This is a genomic window from Xylanibacter ruminicola (genome assembly GCF_900142525.1).
Taxonomy (GTDB): Bacteria; Bacteroidota; Bacteroidia; order Bacteroidales; family Bacteroidaceae; genus Prevotella; species Prevotella ruminicola_A.
The window spans coordinates 1-22,758 of record NZ_FRBD01000006.1 but is presented as its reverse complement, the minus strand read 5'-3'; the positions used below and the strand labels follow the sequence as shown (position 1 = coordinate 22,758).

Below are 22,758 nucleotides of genomic sequence, written 5' to 3'. Positions count from 1 at the left end.
AGGATTACAAAGTTTTGATCTTTGTTTATTATTTTATGTTATTCCTTGGTTATTTCGCGAAGATATTGTATTTTTGCAACCGAATAACTAAATTAAGAAAAAATGAAGAAGAGTTTTCTTTCGGTAGCGCTTATGCTACTTCTTGTCTTGACAACAATGGGTCAGGGCATTTCGGCCTTAGACAGATTGAAGGCAGATCCACGTAGGGCATACGGAACCGACTATCCTTACAAACAAACGAGCACAGTAAAGCTAACTAAGGCACCTAGCGGTTACAAACCATTCTATATCAGCCACTATGCACGTCATGGTTCGCGTTACTATTGGAGCAGCAGTTTGTACAAGGAACTGGATACCCTGCTTACTGTAGCTCACCAGAAACAGTTGCTGACCCCTGCAGGAGAAGAGTTCTGCAAGAAGTTTATGGCAGCTAAAGACGAGCTGCAGACTGGTGTTGAGGAGCTGACCGAGGTGGGCTGGCAGCAGCATCAGGGTATTGCTCGTACGATGTATAACAACTTTCCAGAGGTATTTAAGAAGGGGGGCAATGTATTGGCCATCTCATCGCTGGTAGGGCGTTGTGTTATCAGTATGGCCGCCTTCTGTCAGGAGCTGGTGCAGTGTAACCCCAAATTGGAGATTCGTGAGCAATCATCGCGCTTTACGCTCGATGGGGTAGTGCCCACTGATGGGCGCAATCCTGTTAAACATAATTATCCGAGAGGCCTGAGACCGCGCTATGAAAAGAATCGCAGCATGTTTAAGGCCGAGGATAACTTGCGGAAGAACCTGCTTCAGCGTGTGTTTACAAGCACTGAGGGATTGCCTGGACATAAATACCGCATAGAGAGCAATCTGATTAGTCTGTATACATCATTGCCCAGCATTGATCACGAAGGAATGATGGGTGACATTATTACCGACCAGGAGATAGCCGACAGATGGGAAGCTGACAACTTGGGCACCTACTCATGGGTGTTTGGTCCGCAGTATCAGATGATACCCATTCTGCAGGATATACTGAAAAAGGCCGCTGCCGCCATTGATGGCAGTAGCGACCGTGTGGCTGATTTGCGTTTCGGCCACGATACCTGCATCGGTCCACTTACAGTGCTGATGGGTATTAACGGAGCCGATAAGGACCCAGAGGATCCCAACGAGGTGAAGAACTGTTACCAAAGCTGGGAAACCTGTAAGGCCAGTAACATCCAGCTTATTTTCTATCGCAGCAAGAAAGCTGCTGACGATATTCTGGTGAAGTGCCTGATGAACGGTGAAGAGGCAACTCTGCCTGTGCCAACAACAAGCTATCCATATTATAAGTGGACCGACTTCAAGAAGTTCTACACGGAGCGTTGTAACAAGTAACGCTTAGTTGGTGTGCTGCTTCATGCCTTCAAGGAACTTCTGCTGAAGCTGTTGTGCGAGGGCGTTGTTGGGATTAAGGCGAAGAGCCTTCTCGTAGTTCTGCAATACATCCATGTAGTAACGCTGACCGTTCTGAGCGGGATTCTGAACAATGCGTACCATAAAGAGGAAACCACGGAGGGTGCAAAGGTCACTTTGATCGGCACCCTTCATTTTTTCCATCTTGTTGATAGCTTCTTCGGCTTGCGCTATAACGTTCTCGGTTTGTGGCGCATACGGATTCATAACGGCATAGTTGAGGCTTTGCAAAGCCAACTGATACTTAGGTCCTACACAGTCGGGCTGCATGGCTTCCAGGCGTTGTAGCTTGGCCACAAGCTGAAGCATGTCGTCGGCATTAGCCTGCTGGGCATTGATGTTAATTACTCCTGCGAAAACGAACACTACGATAGCAGCGAACTGCTTAAAAATTTGAGATGTCATAAGCTTTATTATTTTTAAGTGAAACAAAAATACCGATGTAAAAGAATCTGTCACGCGATGATGTGATGCCGTTTCCGGCTGCATCGTAACGGAAGATATTGGTGCGCCCCAGGATGTTGTTCAGCGAGGAATAGATAATAACCTTCGGGCTGAGCAGGTAGGTGATGTTGGCATCCAGACTGTTATAATATGGCGTAGTGCCATTGGCATAGTGCCGGCCTGTAGCGTAACTGTCGGCAATACCTATGATGAACTTCCCAAGGGCGTATTTTGCAGTAAGGCGCAAGTTGTGGCGAGATGCAAAACCTGGGGTGCATGGCTGGGTATAGTCCATATACAATCGTTCTGAATCGTTAAAAGAATAGGCCAATGTTGTACTGAGGCGACTGCTTATAGAGTGGTTCTCAACATATACATCCACACCTTTACTATAGCCATAGCCATCTGACTGGTAGATGCCGTTGTGTAACAAAGGCAGGTGGCTATACTTCTTATAATAAGGTTCTATGCGTAGCAGAGATGATGCAGACTTGTATTGCATCGATAAAATGATATGACTGGCTGTGCTCTGGCAGAGCGATTTGTTGCTTTGGGCCAAGATATCATCTTCTGCTGTCTGGCTGTATTGTCCTGCCACTAGTGAGAACTGCCATCGCTTGTTGGGGATATAGCTGAGTGTGGCTCGTGGCATAAGCTGACAATGGCGATCCATCATCTCCATTCTGGCCGATACATTTAGGAATAGTTTTGGTACCATGCGCCATTGGGCATCAATATGGGTTGCAAGGAGGTTATAATCAAGGTTGTATCGGTAAGGTGCAAAACGCAATGTGCTGTTTCGAATGTAATCTTCAATACCAGCCTGCACCTTAAGTACACTGTTGCATACTTTTCGCAGTTCAACCTTAAGATGGACCTCGTTACGGAAGTTGCAATAGTGATCGCCTACACTAACGGCATCGTCTATATGATTGAATACGGAACTGTTGGCAATACCTGCAAAAAGAGTATAGCCTCTCCCTACAGGAGTCTTATATGTGAGATTGGCATAGATGTTATGCTCTTTAAGACTCAGGTGGCGCTCGTCCTGATGAAGTCCGACCGATGTGAAATCGTAACCTACGTATGATTTCAACACACCTCGCCCATGATACTCCTTTTTATATTGCGCCTCGCCCGATAGTTTGCGGTATGGATGTGTGAAGTCTTGACGCTGAGTGAACAAGCGGTCGTAGAGTCCCATGCTGGTGAGGGCGGCATTGAATGACAGTGCACTATTGGTAAAAACCTTGGTGCCACCAACGTTCCAATCAACAAGCGAAGCACTGACACCAAACTTATCGCTTGTGGCCATATCAGTAGTCTCCATAGGAAGCACAGCCGAGAGTGCCTGACCATATTCGCCGCTATAGCCACCAAGAGAGAAGTTGATACCTTTGAACAGGAAAGGAGAGAAACGGCCGCGTACGGCAGTGTTCTCGGTATTGGTGGAGTAAGGTACAAGCACGTGCATGCCGTTTACAAATGTCTGGCACTCTTCGCTTTCACCGCCGCGTACATATAGTTTTCCATCTTCGCCTACCTTCTGTGTGCCGGGCAGCGACTGCAGAGAAGCTACAATATCGCCACACGAGTTGCCGCTCATAACAACATCGAGCGCATTCATTGTCTTAAAGTTGTCACTCTTGCCAAAGCTGTATGTACTGGCTGTAACCACTACTTCATCGATGGCTGTGGCGCGTTCGTGGAGGCAGATGGTGAGAGGGTGGGAAGGTGAGAAGGTGAGAGGGTGAGAAGGTGAGAGGGTGAGGTTGTAGTCATCAAACCCCATATAGGTAACGCGCAGGGTTGCTTCGCCTGTTATTGTGGTTTCAAACGAGAAACGGCCTAGTGAGTCGGTAAGACAACCGTCTATGGTTCCTACTATAAAAACATTTGCACCTGCGAGCGGTTCGCGCCCGTCGGTTACTACCCCCGAAACGGTGGTCTGACTCTTAGCACTCAAGGCTACGAACAGCATGATGATGATATGTGCGAATTGATGTTTCATGCCGCAAAGATAGAAAGGTAAAACCGAACTTCCAAATTTGCGGGACAGACGACTATGATGGCTGACAGATAACTAATCAACCAGACGAATAACTAGAAAAAAGGATGAATGACTAAGCGATAAACGACTTGAGTTTCGGTACATAAGTACGTGAAACCGGCACTACCGTATGGCATTTGCCAAGATTAAGCTGATAGCCGTTTGAGTTCCCTTGGGCAGAGGTGATGTTGTTAAGATTTACCACAAACGAGCGATGGCACTGGAAGATATTCTGGTAAGCCTGTAAATCGTCAAGCACAGCGGCGAGTGTGGTGTGTAGCTCAGCTGTTGCTATCTTATCATCATTAGTATAGCATACGGAAACATTATTCTTTTGAGCCTCAATATAAAGCAGACTGTTGATGGGTATCTGTAGGTCGTTTCCCCTTACGTTGTTATCGCGGATGGTGATGATGATGTCGGTTTGCTGATCGGTGGTCTTATCGAGCAGGGCTTCAAGTTGGTTGCGCAGGTAGCGATAGTAGTTCTGACTAACTGAACAAATAGTTACAAACACACCGATAATGAGCGTCCAATAAAGGAACATTAGGAACATAACGAGTGTGATGGGGAATGAAAAAACTACCGAAAAGACCAGGAAGTTACAGATGCCGATGAAAAGTATCATGCCGAGTATAGCCAACGACTCGTGCCAGATACGCCAAGGAACGATGTACTTGTGAAGCGGGCGTTCGGCAAGTCCGAACACCAGACAACATCCGAATGTAACAAATCCGAACAATAGTGATACCAAAAGCTTGCTGCCCTGATACATACTGAACCCGAACGGCTGTAGTAAATATAGTATCATGAATACGATGATACAATACACGATACAGTCTCTAAACCAGTGACTGCTAGGTGGAAACGGGTATTTTCGAGATAATATTGACATTTCGTGTGCAAAAATAGTTTTTTTTTCCGATATAACCAATTGTTTTTGAATAAAATGATTAACTTTGCACCCAAACTATTAAAATGACCAATATGATTGAAGTTGTAGATTTTAGCAAAACCAATTCGGTACTCAACCAGTATATGGCTGAGTTGAGAGACAAGAACTATCAGAAGAACCGACTGCTGTTCCGTCATAACATCAAGCGTATAGGCGAGATGATGGCGTATGAACTGTCGAAGACTCTGGAGTACAAAACCAAGACTATCACCACACCTCTGGGAACAATTGATATTCCCCTGCCAAAGGACGATATGGTGGTAGCTACGGTGCTGCGTGCAGGACTGCCCTTCCATGAGGGCTTCTTGAATGTGTTCGACAAGGCTGACAACGGTTTTGTGTCAGCTTTCCGTATGTATATCAATAGAGAGCATACCGAGGTGGGTGTACATACAGAGTATATCGCCACACAAAGCGTGAAGAACAAAACACTGTTGGTGGTAGACCCCATGCTAGCTACCGGAGGAAGTTTGGCTGCTGCAATTGAATCACTATTGGAGTCGGGAAAACCAAAGAAAATTCATTTGTGCTGTGTGATAGCTGCTCCCGAGGGAATCGAAGTGGTGAAAGAGGCATTGCCTGATGGTTCTACTATCTGGTGTGCGGCCATCGACCAGGGTATGAACGAACAGAAGTATATCGTACCAGGATTTGGCGACTGCGGCGATCTGTGCTACGGTGAAAAGCTACAGAGTTTCCGTAAGCACGCTGATAAATAAAAAGAGAATCCCGCTCAAAACCGAGCGGGATTTCTTTTTATATCTTAGATGAGGTGAAGTGTTCCCATCAGGTAAACAAGACCGAAGCCTAATACCATTGATATAATACCCATGATGATACCAATCTTCGACATCTCTTTCTGCTTGACATAACCTGTAGCAAATGCCAGCGCATTTGGTGGGGTAGAGATAGGCAGAATCATGGCTGATGAGGCTGCAATGGCAACACCGATAAGGATGGTTGGTGTGCCACCGATTGGAGCCAGCTTATCGCCCATAGCACCGCATACCATAGCCAGAATAGGCATCAGCAGGGCTGCTGTTGCCGAGTTAGAGATGAAGTTCGACAGCAGATAGCAGATTGCACCACCAATCAGCAGGATAAGTATTGGTGAGAACTCACCGAAGGGGATGCTCTCTACGGCATTTGCAGCCAAACCAGAAGCGTTAAGACCGTAACCCAGTGCGAAACCACCGGCTACCATCCAGATAACACTCCAGTTAATCTGCTCAAGGTCACGCTTGTTGATAACTCCCGTAAGGGCAAATACACAGAATGGAATCATAGCTACTGTGTTGGCATTGATACCAGTAACGCGGTCAGACAGCCAGAGAACTACAGTGAGTATGAATGTGATGATTACTACCGTTGACTGGAAACCCTTCTGCATTCCACCGTCAATTTTAAGCTCTACAGTCTTCTGGCTGAATGGGAAGAACTTAAGCAGCAGACGCCAACTGATGAACAGCAGCAACATAACAAGTGGGAACATGAACATCATCCACTGTCCGAAACCAAGCCCCATATTCAATCCCTCAGGATCGTTCAGGTACTTCAGAGCGATAGAGTTTGGAGGTGTACCGATAGGTGTACCCATACCACCGAGGTTGGCTGCTACAGGGATAGACATTGCGAGTGCAATACGTCCCTTACCCTCTGGAGGAAGCTGATGGAATACAGGTGCAAGGAATGTAAGCATCATAGCTGCTGTAGCAGTGTTAGATACGAACATTGAGAACAAACCTGTGATAAGCAGGAAGCCCAGAAGTACCATCTCACTACGTGTGCCAAAAGGGCGAAGCAGAACTTTTGCCAACTGTGCATCAAGACCGGTTTTTGTAGCGGCAATAGCCAGTACGAATCCACCGATGAACAGCATGATGATAGGATCGGCAAACGAGGCCATCACGCCCTTGTGAGAAAGAAGCTTTCCAACTACTTCAGGGTCGACCATAGGTTTGATACCACTGTCGGAACAGAAAAGCAACATGAGCACGATGATAGCAATAGATGTGGCCCACGATGATACTATTTCGAGTATCCACATCAGCGTGGCAAAGGCAAAGATAGCGATAACACGCTGCTGAATGACGGTTAGGTTCTGGATGCCAAACCAGTCGGCAGGCATATTCCAGAGTAAGAGAGTAATGAGTGCTACCAGTGCAATCTTAATAGCTCGTTTGGTACCATCGGCAGGATGATACTTGCGGTCGTGACGCATTTTGTGATACGTCTCAACGAGGTGAAATCCTTCGTAAATGTGAAACATATTTGTATAAAGTTGTTATTGATTATTTGGTTTCAAGCTCAAAAATCGCGCACAAAGTTACAATTATTTTCTTAATTCCAAAATCCATACTATTAATTAATTCGAATAATGAGTGTATATTAACACAAAATCATCCCTATGGAAAAATGCCATAGGGATGATTGATATGTGGAGTTTACAAACTTACGGGTTATTTAACTTGAAACTTCGTTTCGAGTTCGCTCACGTTCGAGAAAGCGTAAGCAAGCTTAACTTTCTTCTCACTTACTCGCGAACTTCCCAGATATCGTTGGTTTCGAGCAGCTCCTCGAAGTTGTGATACTTCTTCTGTGCGCTTACCTCAGCAATCTGAGCGTGAACGGCATCGTTGTAAGTTGGAGCCTCTACGTCGCGGATCACACCGAGTGCGATGGGGAAGCCATCCTCAGGAGTCATCATGGCGAGCTTCAACTGCAGGGTGTTGTCCTCGCAGTGAGCATCGTGAACCAGTACATCATCGATGGTATAGCCATCCTTGCCAATCTCTACTACCTTCAGTCCGAAGCCCTGCTGTACCAGACCGAACTCATTGTTCTCACCGAACACCAGTTTCTCACCATGCTTTACGTAGATGGCGTTCTTCTTACGGCCTTCGTTGTTGTAAACAACATCGTGGCAGTGGTCGTTGAAGATTACACAGTTCTGCAGTACCTCGGTTACACTTGCACCCTTGTGCTCGTAAGCTGCCTTCAAAACCTCAACGGTTCCCTTGGCATCAGTAGCAACGCAACGGGCAAAGAAGTGTCCGCGAGCACCAAAGCAGAGCTCGGCAGGGCGGAATGGATCCTCTACTGTGCCGTAAGGGCTTGACTTAGACACGAAGCCACGAGGTGAGGTTGGAGAGTACTGTCCCTTGGTCAAACCGTAGATACGGTTGTTCAAGAGAATCATGTTCAGGTCGATGTTACGACGGTTGGCATGAATGAAGTGGTTACCACCGATAGCGAGTCCGTCGCCATCGCCAGATACCTGCCATACGGTGAGGTTAGGGTTGGCCACCTTGGCACCAGTAGCAATGGCTGCAGCACGACCGTGGATGGTGTTCATGCCGTAGGTAGCCATATAGTGGGGCAGACGGCTTGAACAACCGATACCGCTGATAACTGCTACGTTCTCAGGAGCTACGCCAATCTCGGCCATAGCCTTATGGAGTGAAGCCAGGAAGAAGTGGTCGCCGCAACCAGGGCACCAACGAGGCTGGCCTTTCTTAAAATCACTTGCACTGTAATTATTCATAACTTCTTATTTTTTATACTACGAATTGCACTAATTTTACGAATTATCTTCGATTAGGGAAACGCTCGAACTTGAGTGAGTATTCACCGAAGTTAATCAGTAAGGCCAAAGGATAATCTGATACCTTCGCATAATTGATGGCCTGAGATCGATGTATGTCTTCAAGCTCCTTTACAGCTTTTAGTTCTACTATAATCTTATCATAGCAGATAAAATCTGGAATATATGAAGAGGATAATTCCACCCCATTATAAACGGCCTTCAATTGAACCTCTCTTTGATAGGGTATTCCTTGATTCCGGAATTCAACCTCAAGAGCATCTTGATATACCTTCTCAGAAAAACCACAACCGAAATATCTGTGCACAGCCATTGCTGCCCCAATAATCTGATGTGACTCTTCTGGAAATGTCAGGTTTGTCTTATGATTCAACTCCATCATCATTAAATTCGTTTAATTCGTTTAATTCGTAGTCGTTACTTACTTTTTAATTATCTCAGTAAACGCATTGACGAGTTCGGAAACAATGAATGGCTGGCCCTTTACCTGATTGAACTGGTAAGGAACAAAGCCGTCGACCTTCATGCGGAGGTAGGCTGCGAGCTGACCCATGTTCTGCTCGGCTACAACTACCTTCTTGTACTTCTTCAGTACCTCGGCAGTGTTCTTTGGCAGTGGGTTCAAATACTTGAACTGAGCCTGAGCTACCTTGTAGCCCTTTGCACGGAGTTCGTCCATAGCAGAGTGCAGATGACCGTAAGTAGAACCGAAGCCTACGATGAGCAGGTCGGCATCCTGTACGTCGCCGTCTACTTCGAGGTCAGGCACCTGAATATTATCAATCTTCTGCTGGCGCAGACGTGTCATCAGGTCGTGGTTCTCAGGGTTGGTTGAGATAGCACCTGTCTCTGAGTCTTTTTCCAGTCCACCCAGGATGTGAGCGAATCCCTCACGACCAGGAACAGCCCAGTAGCGTGTGCCATTCTCAGCACGCATATATGGCGTCCACTTACCCTTCAGCTCCTCTGGAACGTATGGAGGATTGATAGCGTCGAGCTTAGCCATCTCTGGCAGCTTGAAGGCTCCAGAACCATTAGCGATATATGCATCGGTGAGCAGTACGACAGGAGTCATGTGCTCCAGGGCAATCTTGGCAGCCTGATAAGCTGCGTCGAAACAGTCGGCAGGACTGGTAGCAGCCATTACTGGCATGGGACTCTCACCGTTACGACCGAAGAGGGCCTGCAGCAGGTCGGTTTGTTCTGACTTGGTGGGAAGACCAGTAGCAGGACCACCACGCTGTACGTCGAGAACAACCAGAGGCAGCTCCATGATGACAGCGAGGTTCATAGCCTCAGACTTCAGACATACACCAGGACCAGAGGTAGAAGTAACACCGAGTGCACCTGCGAATGAAGCGCCGAGGGCTGATGCACAGCCGCTGATCTCGTCTTCGCACTGAACGGTGATGACACCGCATGACTTGTGCTTAGAAAGCTCGTGCAGAACATCTGTTGCGGGTGTGATAGGATAAGAACCCAGGTAGAGACGCAGACCAGCCTTCTCGGCAGCTGCGATGAAACCATAGGCTGTAGCCTTGTTACCTGTGATATCCATATAGCGACCAGGAGTCTTCTCCTTGGTTTCTACGCGATAAACATTGATGGCACTTGAGTGCGTGTTGTGTCCGTAGTCCCAACCGGCCTGGATAACCTTAATGTTAGCCTCGGCAATAGCGGGTTTCTTGGCAAACTTCTCCTTCAGGAAGTTACCTACCAGGTTCAGGTCGCGGTCGAAGAGCCAACAAACAAGTCCGAGAGCGAACATGTTACGGCACTTCAGCATGGCCTTGTTGTCCATGCCAGAGTCGGCCAGACATTCTTTTACCATAGTGGTGAGTGGGCATTGGATAACTCGGTCTGGATCGATACCCATCTCGCCGAGATAATCCTCAGTTTGGAACTGGGCTTTCTCCAGATCCTTAGGACCGAAAGAGTCGGTGTCGATGATGATAGTGGCACCAGGCTTGGCATAACGATACTGAGTTTTAAGTGCTGCTGCGTTCATGGCAACCAGAACGTCGCACTTGTCGCCAGGGGTATAGACTTTGCCAGCACCGATGTGTACCTGGAAACCAGACACACCAGTAAGCGAACCTTGCGGGGCGCGGATATCGGCGGGATAGTCGGGGAACGTAGAAATGCCGTTACCAACGGTGGCACTGACCGTAGAGAAGATGTTTCCTGCGAGCTGCATACCGTCGCCGGAATCACCTGAGAAGCGTACGACCACTTGGTCTAGCTCCTTCACTTCCAATGTTTCTGCCATAATATTTTGTTTAAATACCAACTTTTGGGGTGCAAAATTATTCATTTTTGACGGGAAAACCAAAAGAAAACGCAAAAAAATGCGAAAATAGCCCCAAAAAAATGTCATATATGCATAATTTGCTGTTTTCGAAGTGTCAATATGAAACCTGCCCGACATCCCTCAAAAGGTTTCTCGGCCAGGTCGAGCATGCCGCCTTGTTGTATCATCATTCTGCGGCTTAACGATAAGCCGATACCGCTACCACTGCGTTTGGTGGTAAAGAATGGCACAAATAAAGACTGTCGGTTTTCGGCAGGGATGGGCACTCCGTCGTTTCCTACGTATAGTGTTAATGATTGGTTGTTCGATATTGCCTCTTCGTTGATAATGGCAATCACTATTTTCTGAGCCTCGGCTTCTATCGCATTCTTGATGAGGTTCATTAAAACTTGGCGTAGCATACCTGCATCGGCATTTACAATGGTATCTGCCGACACGCTGATTTCCCAACTTAGTTGTGGATAAGCCCTGCTGATGTCATCAAGCATTTGTCTGAGCTGCACATCAGTCATGACGGGCTTTTCTAGTTCCGACATCTTTCGATAGTTGGCTACAAACTCGCTTAAATGACGTGATGTGTCGTGAATAGCCTGTATGCCGTCTTCAAGTGGCGTGCCTTTCACGTCGGTACGATTGAGCATTGACTGACTGATACTGGTGATGGGGGCTGTGGCATTCATCATCTCGTGAGTCAGCACACGGGTGAGTCGCTCCCACGACTCTACTTCGTTCTTACTCACTTGCTGGCGGATAGTGTCGCCTAACTGGTTGAGCGTTTCCTGCATAGCACGTTCGCCAGGTAACAGTCCGTCGGTAGGCAGGCGGAAGGTGAAGTCTTGATTGCGAATGGCTTCCTGCATCAAGTGGGCACGCAGTCGAAGTCTTCGTTGGTGATGTGCGAACCACCATACGAATGCAACAACGCTTACACCTATTATAATATATAGCCAAATCATAATCGTTTCATCTTGTTATAGAGAGTTTGACGCGTGATGCCGAGTATTTCAGCAGCTTGCGTGAGATTGCCGTGGCAATGATCGATGGTACGGCGGATATGATCCTTCTCCATCTCGTCGAGGCTGACGATTTCGTTCTGCATATCGAGTACATCTTTCAGCTTGCGCACCAGTTCGTCGTTGTCCCAAGGCTTGGTGATAAAGTCGGCAGCTCCGCTCTTCAGTCCTTTTACTGCCAGGTTCACATCAGCATATGCTGTAAGCAATACTATTGGCGTTTGCGGGTGCTGCTTGCGGATGGTGCGAAGCCAGAACAGACCTTCCTGACCGCTATTCACGCCCAGCGTAAAGTTCATATCGAGCAACACCATATCAATGGGTTGCTGAGCCATCAGCTTCAGTATGTCATCGGGTTGGGTTGTTGTCAGCACTTGGTCGAAGGTCTCGTCCAGCAGATAGTGCATCGCCGTCAGTATCGAGGCGTTGTCGTCAGCGATTAATATAGTTCCGTATTTGTTCATGCTGTCTTTTTGTTTGCAAAGATACTACTTTCTGTCTAAAAATCATACATCAGAGTGTATAAATTTTAGACGTTCTGCTTCTGGCGATACCCCAAAACTTGCAGACTTGCTGTAAAACATCTACCTTTGCAATCAAAAACAACAAGGATATGAAAAGAATCAGTATTGTTCTATGTGCCTCGGCTGTTCTGTGCTTTACTACAGCACAAGCTCAGCAGTGGACTATGTGGCAGTGTATGCAGTACGCTGTGGAGCATAACCACGACGTGAAACGGGCTGAGTTGGAACTCGACAACTACAAGGCACAGAAGACTGGCGCCATAGGTTCGTTCCTGCCATATGTTGATGCCGGCATTGGTGCCCAATACAACTTCGGACGCGCTATCGACCCTGAGACTAACACCTATACAGATGTCAGCACTTTTTATAATGGCTATCAGCTGTCGGCCTCGCTACCTGTGTTCGATGGGTTCAACCGTCTGCATGCACTCAAGGCTGCTCAGGCCAGTGTGCTAATGGGACAGTCGGCTCTTCGCCAACGTCAGAATCTGACAGCCCTCGATGTGTTGCAAGCCTATACCAATGTGGCTTACTACGAGGGATTGGTCAAGATGGCCAACGAAAAGGTAGAAGAAACAATGTTGTTGCTTAAGCAGACAAAAGTGCTGGAGGAGGTGGGGCGCAAGAGTGCGGCTGATGTGGCTCAGGTAGAATCGCAGCAGGCTGAAGCCGACTACGAGCTGACTCGTCAGCAGAACCTATACGCCTCGGCCATGCTGGAACTGAAGAAAACGATGGGTTATCCTTTGAACGACAGCCTCAGCACAACACTTGATTACGGCAATCGAATTCTTGGACAAGCCAAGCGCCAAAGCCGAGCGACAAATCCGACTGAACAACTGAACATGACAGAACAACATCCAGAGCTGCTTGCATCGCGTTATCAGATGTTGGCATCAAAACATGAGTGGCGTCAGGCCCGTGCTTCGCTGTTACCTGCTCTCTCTCTGAGTGCGGGCTTGAATACCACTTATTATAAAACGTTACAATCTGAGACTGCAGCCTCGTTCAGCAGTCAGTTTAAGAACAATATGGGTGAGTACGTTGGTGCCACACTGAGTATTCCGCTCTTTAATCGTCTGCAGTCCATCACTAACATCCGCAAGGCAAAGAACAACTATAAGATGGCCCGCGAGGCTTACGAACAGAAGCTGTTGGAGTTGGAGAAACTGAGCTGCGAGGCTTGGCAAGACCTGCAGGGCTACCTGAAGCAGACGGCTCAGATGACTCATAAGGTTGAGGCCGACAGCATTGCCTATCAGCTCACACGTCGTCAGTACGAGGAAGGATTATCGACGGCTATCGACCTGCGAACCACTTCAGCCCAACTGCTGAACTCAAAAGCCACCCTGCTGCAATGCCAACTGATGGCAATGGTAAAAGAACAATTAGTAAGATATTATAACGGAGAAACGATATGGACAGAATAATAGAAAAGACAAAGTCGCAACGACTGATGAAGTATTGGCCATACGCAGCAGGCGGTGCATTGCTGCTGCTGACAATCGGTTGGCTGGTGTTCGGCAATCACGCCTCAACATTGAAAGTAAGTGCCGACGACTTGACGGTAAGTGATGTAACTAAGGCGGAGTTCAAGGACTATGTGCGTACCAACGGACAAGTGCTGCCCATCCAAGTTGTTCAGATCTCGCCAGAAGAAGGCGGTATCGTGATGGAGAAGGTGGTTGAAGAGGGCACTCACGTGAAGAAGGGCGACGTTATCGTACGTCTGAGCAACTCTAACCTCGACCTACAGATTCTGAATGCTGAGGCTGAACTGGCCGAGAAACAGAACCTGCTCCGTAATACTCAGGTTGCTATGCAGCAAGACCGACTGAACAACCAGACGGAGCAGGCGCAGCTGGATATGGACACCCAGCGCAAGCAGCGCACCTTCGAGCAGAACAAGCGACTTTATCAGGAGAAGCTCATTAGCCGTGAGGACTACCTCCAGTCGCAAGAGGACTACCAGCTTTCTGCCAAGAAACGCACGCTGATATCCAAGCGCCTGAAGCAAGATTCGCTCTATCGCACCACACAGATGGACCAGATGGAAGACAATCTGCAGAACATGCGGAAGAATGTGGTGCTGGTTCGTCAGCGTAAGGACAAGCTTGAAGTCCGCTCAGCTATCGATGGCGAACTGGGACTGCTTGATGTAGAACTGGGTCAGAGCATCCAACCAGGACAAAAGATAGGACAGCTGAACGACCTCAGCGACTATAAGGTGCAGGCACAGATCGACGAACATTATATCGATCGCGTGCGCCAAGGACTCACCGCCACTTTTATTCGTGGCGACAAGCAGTATCAGCTTCAGGTGCGCAAGGTCTATCCCGAGGTGCGCGAGGGCAAGTTCCGTTGCGACTTCGTCTTCAAAGGCGAGCGCCCTGAGAATATCCGCACAGGTCAGACCTATTACATTGATTTGGAGTTAGGTCAGCCCGAGCAGGCCATACTGATTCCTCGCGGCACGTTCTTCCAGACCACAGGCGGGCAATGGATTTTCGTTCTCGACAAGAGCGGCTCAAAAGCTTATCGCCGCAATATCCGCGTAGGTCGCCAGAATCCTCAATATTACGAGGTTCTTGAGGGCCTGGAGCTAGGCGAGCGCGTAGTTACCAGCGGCTATGAGGCATTTAAGGACAATGAGGTGTTAGTCCTGAATTAAAATCCAAAAGCATAGCTTTTGAGATTATTCCCAGTAAGGGAACGTTTTGTTCCCAAGCTGGGAATGTTTTGTTCCCAAGTTGGGAATTTTTTTCTACTTTGAATGCTTCTTTTTGCAGAAAAAATAGAAAATCATAGAAAATCTCTCATCTCTCCCTAAAATTTCTTGAAACCCTTATAAACAGGGCATTCTTACTGTTTTTATCTCTCAGGAATCTCTCAGGAATCCCTCCCTAATCTCTCATGTTATCTGTAAGCGTATCCTTGTCCTTTGAGAGATGGTTGAGAGATTAGGGAGAGATTTTTAATATCTCTCATGCTTCGCATCGCCTTTATACACGGGCGTTTCGAGAGATTTGTTGAGAGATGAGAGAAAAAATGCGTAAAGTGTCTAAAAATCATACGCTGAGATGTCTAATTTTTAGACAAACTACATCTGTCAGGGGTAAAAGCCTTGGCGGATTCGTTTTATTGGCGTAACTTTGCAGCATCAAAAAATCGCTTGCAATATGAAAGAAGTATTTAGAAACATCTGGTATATGGCACGACGCTTCAAGACGGCGACGATGCTGAACTTTGTGGGACTCACGGTAGCCTTTGCTGCCTGCTATCTGTTCTTGACGCAGGTGACGTATAACCATTCTTATAATAAGGAACTGACTGGTTACGAACAGCTCTATCGTGTGGAGATTCCAGCCATGATGGATAACAGCAAGTGGCAATCGCTGTCAAGTCGCTTCCTAGCAGAACGGCTTGATTCTATGCCTCAAGTGGAAAGTATGGGTCTTTTCCAGGCATGGTATAATACCGCCAGATTTATGAAGGGCAATACGGAGATGATGTTTAGTAGCTGTAGAGTAACCAATGATGCACTTAAGACATTTGCTCCGAAAGTATTGGATGGTGAGATAGGTTGGACGGATGAAGACACAAAAGGTCGCGTCATACCAGCTTCTGTAGCCATGAAATACTTCGGAACGATACAGGCTGCAGGTCGTTATTTCTGGAATGGCAAAGATAGCATTTTGGTGAGAGGCGTTTACGAGGATTTTCCTGAGAATTGTCTTATAAGGAATTGTGTCTATGGTAATATGGGAGACGAAAACAAGGGTAACTTCCAGAACTACAACTATTATTGCTATCTGCGCCTCCGCCAACAATTGGATACTGCAGAGACCAGGAAAACTATCTTAGAACCATTAGTGGAACAGATTCACCAAATGTACATAGACCATGGAATGGAAAGCCAGTGGGATGAGGCTGATGCAAGAGAAAGCTACAAAATGCGTCTGCAACCACTCACAGAGACTTGGTTCTCGGGTGTGGATGCCGGGCAAGACAGGGGTAACAAGGCTGTTGACATGATTCTACAGATATCATGTTTGTTGGTCATCATTATTGCTGCTATCAATTTTTTGAACTTTACATTGGCTGAGAGCCCCATGCGCATCAAGAGTATTAATACACGGCGTGTTTTAGGTAGCTCAGTAAGTTCGCTACGTCTCAGCTTTGTTGTTGAAACGGTTTTAACTTCGGTATTGGCTTTTGGCTTGGCTGTAGTTGTATGCTACCTGTTGTCGCAATGGCCGTTCCTAAAGGAACTTACTGTTGGTAGTATCGCGCTTGGCGATCATGGTATTCTATTGGCTGTTCTGTCCGCCGCTGCCATCTTGGTGGGTATTGTGGCCGGTCTCTATCCTGCTTTCTATGTCACCTCGTTCCAACCAGCTTTGGTATTGAAAGGCTCATTCGGACTTACACCAAAAGGTCGCAAGTTGCGTACCGCTCTGCTCTGCCTGCAATTCCTCATCACCAGTATTATGGTGGTCTACATCGGTATTCTCTATCTTCAGAGTCACTACATCTTTAATTCTGACTATGGCTATGAGAAGGACGAGATTCTGTATTGCGACACATGGGAGATTCTTGACAAGCAAGAGGCCCTGCGCTCTGAGTTGCTACAGCAGACGGGTGTTGTAGATGTAGCTTATTCGCAGTTTATGATTGGAACCTCCGACAGTTATATGAGCTGGGGGCGTGGCGACAAGGATCATCAGGTGCAGTTTGTTGCTTTGCCCGTAGATTATCACTATCTGCGCACAATGGGTATCAAGGTTGTTGAGGGGCGTGACTTTACGGAACATGACGGCGACTGCTATATCATCAACGAGACTGCCCGCAAGAAATGGGACTGGGTGGAGATGGACAAGAAACTGTTAGACAACGACGAATCAATGACTGTCGTCGGAGTGTGCCAGAATGTGCGCTATGGCTCTACCCGTGTAGACAACAACGACACGCCTATGGTTTTCCTCGTCTATGGCGAAAACTACCTGAGCAATGGGTGGACTAACAATCTCGGCGTGATGAATGTCCGTGTGGCGGCGGGTGTTGATAAGCTTCGGATGCGCCAGAAAATCAAGGACATCTGCATGAAACTTGGTGCCAAGCATGAACCGAATGTCAGTTTCTTCGACCAGGACTTGGAAAACACCTATCAGGACGAGTTTCGATTCATCCGTCAGGTTATGGTCTTTTCGATTATCTGTCTCATTATCACCCTTATCGGTGTGTTCTGCATGACAATGTTCGAGACAGAATATCGTCGTAAGGAGATTGGTATCCGCAAGGTGATGGGTTCTTCGACACAGGAAATCCTCATGATGTTCTGCCGTCACTATGCCCTGCTGCTCGCCGTAAGTTTCATCGTTGCTGCTCCCGTTGCTTACTATATCGGACAGCAATGGCTCCAGTCATTTGCCGAGCGCACCCCTATCTATTGGTGGCTCTTCCCTCTAACCCTGCTCGCTGTAGGCACCATCACCCTTGCTACCGTCATCATCCAAAGCTGGCGTGCTGCTAATGCTAATCCCGTAGAAAGTATTAAAACAGAATAAGAAATGAAGAGTTATTTCAAATTCCTGTCACGTAATAAGGCCTATACCTTTATTAATATAGCGGGCCTAGTAGTATCGCTGATGTTTATCATTCTGTTGGGCGACTATGCCTGGCGCCAGTACAGTATTGATACCTGGCATAAGAATGCCGACCGTATCTGTATGATAGGCAGCGAAACGTCGTTCGCCTTGTGGCCAGAGGCTGCCGTCCAGATAAAGAATATGTGTCCTGAGATTGAGCAGAAATGCTGTGTGATGAGTTCAAAATGCAAAATCAGATATCATCAGTTGGAGGTAAAAGATGATGATAAGGGGAATGGTTCTGTCTTGCTGGTCGACTCTACATTCTTCCAGTTCTTCGATTTCCCCTTGTTAGAGGGCGACCGTCGTACGGCTTTAGATGCCCCCAACAAATGTGTCATTACTGATAGATTGGCTAAACGCCTCTTTGGTGATAAAGACCCTATAGGTGAGCCCTTGCAGATTATGGGCGATCGCGAGGTGGATCCAAGCAATACCATTTACGATAGCACCTTGGTGTATACTGTTAGTGCTGTTGCCAGGAATTTCGACTATACGGCACTGCCTAATGAAACACAGGTTATTGCCAGCATGGAGCGTTATCCACAGATTGAGGGACATAAGTTCGAAAATTACTCATATGCTTATAGTTCTGGAAGTGCCTGCAAGGGATTTTTCATGCTTCGTCCAGGTATGTCGCTTGACAGCAAGAAGAAAACCATCAACGACTTTCTAGCCAAGAATTATCAACCTGCGATGGGCGACTATAAGGTGAGTATCATACCTCTTAAGGATATGATGTTTGCGCCTCAGAATGATGGACGAGGGGTGCTGAAAGGCGACAAGACGCGACTCCGCATCATGCTGGCTGCTGTGCTGGCCATCCTCTTCTTTGCTATCAGCAACTATATCAATCTGACGGTAGCCAATACGGGCTTTCGTGCCAAGGAGATGGCTACTCGTCGTCTGTTTGGCAGCAGTCAGCGTAGGATATCTCTGAAATTGATTGCTGAGTCAACATTGATGGTGGCTGTCTCTTTTGCTATCGGACTGGCATTGGCGCTTAGTTTTCAGCAAGATGCTGCCAACTTGTTCAAGGGTAAGATAGCATTGGTCGACGATATCAATATCGGTAGCGTGAGCATCTGTCTGGGCCTTATCCTATTGGTGGGTTTTATCTCTGGTCTCCTGCCGTCGTGGCAAATGTCACGTTTCCAACCCATCGACATCGTGAAGGGTAATTTCCGCTTCCGCTCAAAGATGGTGTTGGGCCGTTTGTTCATTATCTTGCAGAACGTCATCACAGTTACCATGCTTATAGCAAGTCTTGTCATTTGGCTCCAATTGAACCATCTCATTCATGCGCCGTTAGGCTACAACACTAAGAATCTCTACTATGTGGGTGCACCACAGGATAAGAGTCAGACGGTTAGGAATAAATTGGAGAAGATGCCCTTTGTGGAGCGCATTGGTGAGTACAGCGGAACGCCCTTTACTAACAGCGGTGGTGCTATCATGGTGGGTGTCATGCGCGATGGTAAATGGATGAGCCTGTTTGTTGCAGAAATGGATTCTACTGCCTTCAATCTCTTAGACCTAGAGTTGCTTAAGAATTATGGTAATACCATTGAAGGCTACTATCTGAACGAGGCTGCCATGCGTACGATGGAGTTGAAGGATGATGACCGCGAGATGCCCATAGGTATGGCGAATGATAAGGCCCCCGTTAACGGCATCCTCAAAGAATTCCATAACATCAACGTGCTACATGAAGCAGATCCTTTTGGCATTCAGTTGCATGAGCATATGGAAAATCCCAGTTTCCTTGTCAGAACTAACGGCGATAAACAGGCGAAGGCAGCTTTCGTCGATCTGATGAGAGAATTAGATGTTCCTGAGGAACAATTGGAATGGTATGTTTCTGGCATGGAGGAGGATATTGCCAAGACCTTCGTTGAACAGCAGAATACGTTGAAGATTATCACCATCTTCACCATCATTGCCATTATCATCTCAGTGATGGGTTATGTAGGCATGTCGCTCTTCTTTATCCGCCAGCGCCAGAAGGAAATAGGCATTCGTAAGATTATGGGATCGACTTCGGCTGAGGTCATGGCTCTGATGCTCCGCACGTTCTGTGCTCCGCTGCTGGTGTCATTTGTTATTGCCGTGCCGTTGGCTTGGTATATCATGCGCGATTGGCTTACCAACTTCAGTTACCGCCTCACGCTGAGCCCTTGGATATTTGTCGCCGCTTGCGCCTTTGCCCTCATTGTAGCTGTGCTATCCGTTGGCTTCCAGATTATAAAAGCTGTTAGGGCCAACCCTGTCGACAGCATCAAGACAGAATAAATTGTCAAGTTGTAAATTGTCAAATAGTCAAATAAGCATATGATTAAGTTAGAAAACATCCAGAAGGTGTTCCGCACGGAAGAGGTGGAGACCGTAGCCTTAGGTGGCGTATCGTTTGAAGTAAAGAAGGGTGAGTTCGTGGCCATTATGGGACCGTCGGGCTGTGGTAAATCAACGCTGCTCAATATTTTGGGTCTGCTCGACAATCCGACGAGTGGTACGTATCTGCTTGATGGTCAGGATGTTGGTTCGCTAAAAGAAAGTCAGCGTACCAAGGTTCGCAAGGGCCAGATTGGTTTTGTGTTCCAGAGCTTTAACCTGATTGATGAACTGAATGTTGAGGAAAATGTGGAACTGCCGTTGACTTATCTGGGTGTACCTAAGAAGGAACGCAAGCAGCGTGTTGAAGAGGTACTGCGCCGCATGGCTATCAGTCATCGTGCCCATCACTTCCCCCAGCAACTCTCAGGTGGACAGCAGCAGCGAGTGGCCATTGCTCGTGCTGTAGTGATGAATCCCAAGATGATCCTTGCCGATGAGCCTACTGGAAATCTTGACTCAAAGAACGGCTTGGAGGTGATGCAGCTCCTCACACAACTGAACCAAGAAGGTACTACTGTGCTGATGGTTACTCATTCTGAGCGCGATGCCGGCTATGCTCAACGCATCATCAATCTTTTTGATGGTCAGGTGGTACCCGAGGTAAGTCTTTGAGTAGTCAACAAAAAAAGCAAAGGTGGTCATGTTCGACCACCTTTGCTTTTTCCAGTCGGCATCGCTGACGAAATATCGAACATAAAATTCATCGAGGACTTCGACAAAATCGTGAACTTTATGCTTGCAATGTCTCACGCATAGTAAAACCAAAATCGCCATAAGTAGGGGGAAAGCCCTCTGCCTATGGGGGTAGGGTCTATGTATCCTCTTCGCACTTTTTCATTCCTACTTAATAGTAGGGATAGAACCGTTCTTTCAATTAATTCTGCCAACCTACTAAATATTTTTATCGCTACTATACCAACTTTTTCTATCTAACGTAATATTTATAATAAAAGAACTAAGACAATGAAAAGACAATACAGAGATTTACGTGACGATACCAAAATGCGTATCTCACAGAGTTTGAAGGGGCGTTCGCACAGCGAGACCCACAAACAAGCAATATCAGACGCAATGAAAGCGTACTGGTCAACAATCCCTTACAAGGATGAGGAAAATAACGAGAGTAATAACCAAAACGATGAAACGAGTATGTAACAGACCTATTCAACTTGATGCAGCGACCCTTTGTTACGAGGTCGTGCATCCTTACTACTTTGAACAACTCAGCCACCTTGAAATGGGTGAGCGTTTAGATGTGAACGACATAGAAGATGAAAGCCAAAGCAACTTTAGACTATACAGAACAGAGGGCAGATATTTTGAAAACGTCTATGCCATTCGATTGGACAATGGCACACGTGATATAGAGTTCGGACATCTGAAATTCAATCTCGCACGAGGTGACGAGCAGAGTAACACGCACACAAATGGGCTGCGTAAGGTTTGGCTCAGCCTCAACAACGAGACTCTCTACTCAAAGGACATCTTTTTTCTGACCTACATAGAGCAGAGACTTGGGCTGGAGTTCCATAACGTGACGAGTCTTGACTTGTGCCTTGATACCCCATTCAGTGTTAGTCCACTCGTTAAGGCATACCTCCACAACAAAGACGTGACCGCCATCTTGAACGGCAAACGCATCATTGACAGAGACGAGGACAGACCAGAAATCACATACACAAACAGCGGTAGCCTCAACAAACAAGACAAGTATAAGACGGTGAACATCAAGCAACGCAATGCCATAAAGGACAAGAGTAAGGGCATAACGGTACTAACCTACGACAAAACGGCAGAAATCAGCAATGCTTCTGACAAGCAGTACATACTCGACTACTACGGCAATCCCAAGAGGCTCTACCGTACTGAGGTACATCTAAATGCAGAGGACATCAAGAACTATGTCGAGCGTATAGGCATCCAATACACACCTCTCATTCTATTCGATGAGGCTATTCTCGAAGGTATGTTCTTTCATTACCTTGGGAGCGTTATACGTTTTCAAAGCCGCAAGATGGATGCCAGTTGGGAGCATCTGTTAGGACGCTCGTAGGATTATAACAACCACCCCTACGAGATATGCAACAAATCACATATACCTTAATATATATAGAGGATAGCGTGTTGTCTTACCCTGAAAAACGTTGAATCAAAAAAACGTTTTAAAATGGAGAAAAACGAAGATTCAGTTTTATTGGAGTTGCAAGAACTTGCATTGAGACACAAAGAATCCAAAAAGCAAAAAACTTTGGAGGAAAAACTAATGATTGTGAAAGCTCATTTGTTAAATCATGTTCCAATTTCACAATTGAGTGCAGATTTTCATGTAAATAGACTAACTATTCGCAGATGGATTAGTACCTTTGCAG

At 46.8% G+C, this 22,758-nt stretch carries 18 protein-coding genes; 9 read left to right on the top strand and 9 right to left on the bottom strand.

Annotation, left to right across the window (positions count from 1 at the left end; translation table 11 throughout):
* Window positions 1-102: 102 nt before the first annotated feature.
* Window positions 103-1,368 (top strand): hypothetical protein, encoded by a 1,266-nt coding sequence (locus tag BUB86_RS04995; RefSeq protein ID WP_073206434.1) that lies wholly within the window; start codon window positions 103-105, stop codon window positions 1,366-1,368.
* Between the two features lie 3 nt (window positions 1,369-1,371).
* Here BUB86_RS04995 and BUB86_RS04990 read toward each other — a convergent pair whose 3' ends face one another.
* The 3 genes from BUB86_RS04990 to BUB86_RS04980 all read right to left on the bottom strand — a co-directional run bounded on the left by BUB86_RS04990 (window position 1,372) and on the right by BUB86_RS04980 (window position 4,751).
* Entirely contained in the window at window positions 1,372-1,851 is a 480-nt protein-coding gene (locus BUB86_RS04990) for a hypothetical protein (protein WP_073206431.1), read from the bottom strand.
* On the bottom strand, window positions 1,832-3,901 hold the full coding sequence (locus BUB86_RS04985; protein ID WP_073206428.1) for a TonB-dependent receptor: 2,070 nt from the start codon (window positions 3,899-3,901) through the stop codon (window positions 1,832-1,834). The genes BUB86_RS04990 and BUB86_RS04985 overlap by 20 nt, the downstream gene beginning before the upstream one ends.
* Before the next feature lie 112 nt (window positions 3,902-4,013).
* Window positions 4,014-4,751 (bottom strand): LytTR family DNA-binding domain-containing protein, encoded by a 738-nt coding sequence (locus BUB86_RS04980; RefSeq protein ID WP_175549415.1) that lies wholly within the window; start codon window positions 4,749-4,751, stop codon window positions 4,014-4,016.
* Between the two features lie 179 nt (window positions 4,752-4,930).
* Between BUB86_RS04980 and upp the strand changes: the two genes are divergently transcribed.
* Window positions 4,931-5,614: a uracil phosphoribosyltransferase gene (upp, locus tag BUB86_RS04975; protein WP_028906643.1), complete on the top strand. Its 684-nt coding sequence runs from the start codon at window positions 4,931-4,933 to the stop codon at window positions 5,612-5,614.
* Window positions 5,615-5,658: 44 nt separating this feature from the next.
* On the opposite strand, the gene BUB86_RS04970 is transcribed toward upp, so the two are convergent.
* The 6 genes from BUB86_RS04970 to BUB86_RS04945 all read right to left on the bottom strand — a co-directional run bounded on the left by BUB86_RS04970 (window position 5,659) and on the right by BUB86_RS04945 (window position 12,287).
* Window positions 5,659-7,164, bottom strand: coding sequence for an SLC13 family permease (locus BUB86_RS04970; RefSeq protein WP_175549414.1), 1,506 nt, complete (start codon window positions 7,162-7,164; stop codon window positions 5,659-5,661).
* A gap of 264 nt (window positions 7,165-7,428) precedes the next feature.
* Window positions 7,429-8,439, bottom strand: coding sequence for a 2-oxoacid:ferredoxin oxidoreductase subunit beta (locus BUB86_RS04965; protein WP_073206418.1), 1,011 nt, complete (start codon window positions 8,437-8,439; stop codon window positions 7,429-7,431).
* Window positions 8,440-8,482: 43 nt separating this feature from the next.
* Window positions 8,483-8,881, bottom strand: coding sequence for a GxxExxY protein (locus BUB86_RS04960; protein WP_254795096.1), 399 nt, complete (start codon window positions 8,879-8,881; stop codon window positions 8,483-8,485).
* A 39-nt stretch (window positions 8,882-8,920) separates the two neighbouring features.
* The gene (locus BUB86_RS04955) at window positions 8,921-10,768 is read right to left on the bottom strand and encodes a 2-oxoacid:acceptor oxidoreductase subunit alpha (protein WP_073206414.1); all 1,848 of its coding nucleotides are present in this window, start codon (window positions 10,766-10,768) and stop codon (window positions 8,921-8,923) included.
* 104 nt (window positions 10,769-10,872) lie between these two features.
* The gene (locus tag BUB86_RS04950) at window positions 10,873-11,766 is read right to left on the bottom strand and encodes a sensor histidine kinase (protein ID WP_073206411.1); all 894 of its coding nucleotides are present in this window, start codon (window positions 11,764-11,766) and stop codon (window positions 10,873-10,875) included.
* Window positions 11,763-12,287 carry a response regulator gene (locus BUB86_RS04945; protein ID WP_073206408.1) on the bottom strand — a complete coding sequence of 175 codons (525 nt, stop codon included), beginning with the start codon at window positions 12,285-12,287 and terminating at the stop codon, window positions 11,763-11,765. Before BUB86_RS04945 ends, BUB86_RS04950 begins: the two co-directional genes overlap by 4 nt.
* Window positions 12,288-12,436: 149 nt before the next feature.
* Here BUB86_RS04945 and BUB86_RS04940 point away from each other — a divergent pair, with 149 nt between their 5' ends.
* From BUB86_RS04940 to BUB86_RS17835, 7 genes are all read left to right on the top strand, one after another.
* Window positions 12,437-13,777 (top strand): TolC family protein, encoded by a 1,341-nt coding sequence (locus BUB86_RS04940; RefSeq protein ID WP_073206405.1) that lies wholly within the window; start codon window positions 12,437-12,439, stop codon window positions 13,775-13,777.
* Window positions 13,765-15,018 (top strand): efflux RND transporter periplasmic adaptor subunit, encoded by a 1,254-nt coding sequence (locus tag BUB86_RS04935; RefSeq protein WP_073206402.1) that lies wholly within the window; start codon window positions 13,765-13,767, stop codon window positions 15,016-15,018. Before BUB86_RS04940 ends, BUB86_RS04935 begins: the two co-directional genes overlap by 13 nt.
* 508 nt (window positions 15,019-15,526) lie before the next feature.
* On the top strand, window positions 15,527-17,914 hold the full coding sequence (locus BUB86_RS04930) for an ABC transporter permease (protein WP_073206399.1): 2,388 nt from the start codon (window positions 15,527-15,529) through the stop codon (window positions 17,912-17,914).
* Between the two features lie 3 nt (window positions 17,915-17,917).
* A complete protein-coding gene (locus BUB86_RS04925; RefSeq protein ID WP_073206396.1) occupies window positions 17,918-20,287 on the top strand; it encodes an ABC transporter permease in 2,370 nt (789 codons plus the stop codon).
* Between the two features lie 39 nt (window positions 20,288-20,326).
* The gene (locus BUB86_RS04920) at window positions 20,327-21,001 is read left to right on the top strand and encodes an ABC transporter ATP-binding protein (protein ID WP_073206393.1); all 675 of its coding nucleotides are present in this window, start codon (window positions 20,327-20,329) and stop codon (window positions 20,999-21,001) included.
* Between the two features lie 526 nt (window positions 21,002-21,527).
* Window positions 21,528-22,442 (top strand): hypothetical protein, encoded by a 915-nt coding sequence (locus tag BUB86_RS04910; protein WP_073206389.1) that lies wholly within the window; start codon window positions 21,528-21,530, stop codon window positions 22,440-22,442.
* A gap of 114 nt (window positions 22,443-22,556) precedes the next feature.
* Window positions 22,557-22,758, top strand: a 202-nt coding sequence (locus BUB86_RS17835; protein WP_217653224.1) for a hypothetical protein, incomplete at its 3' end; no start/stop codon positions are given.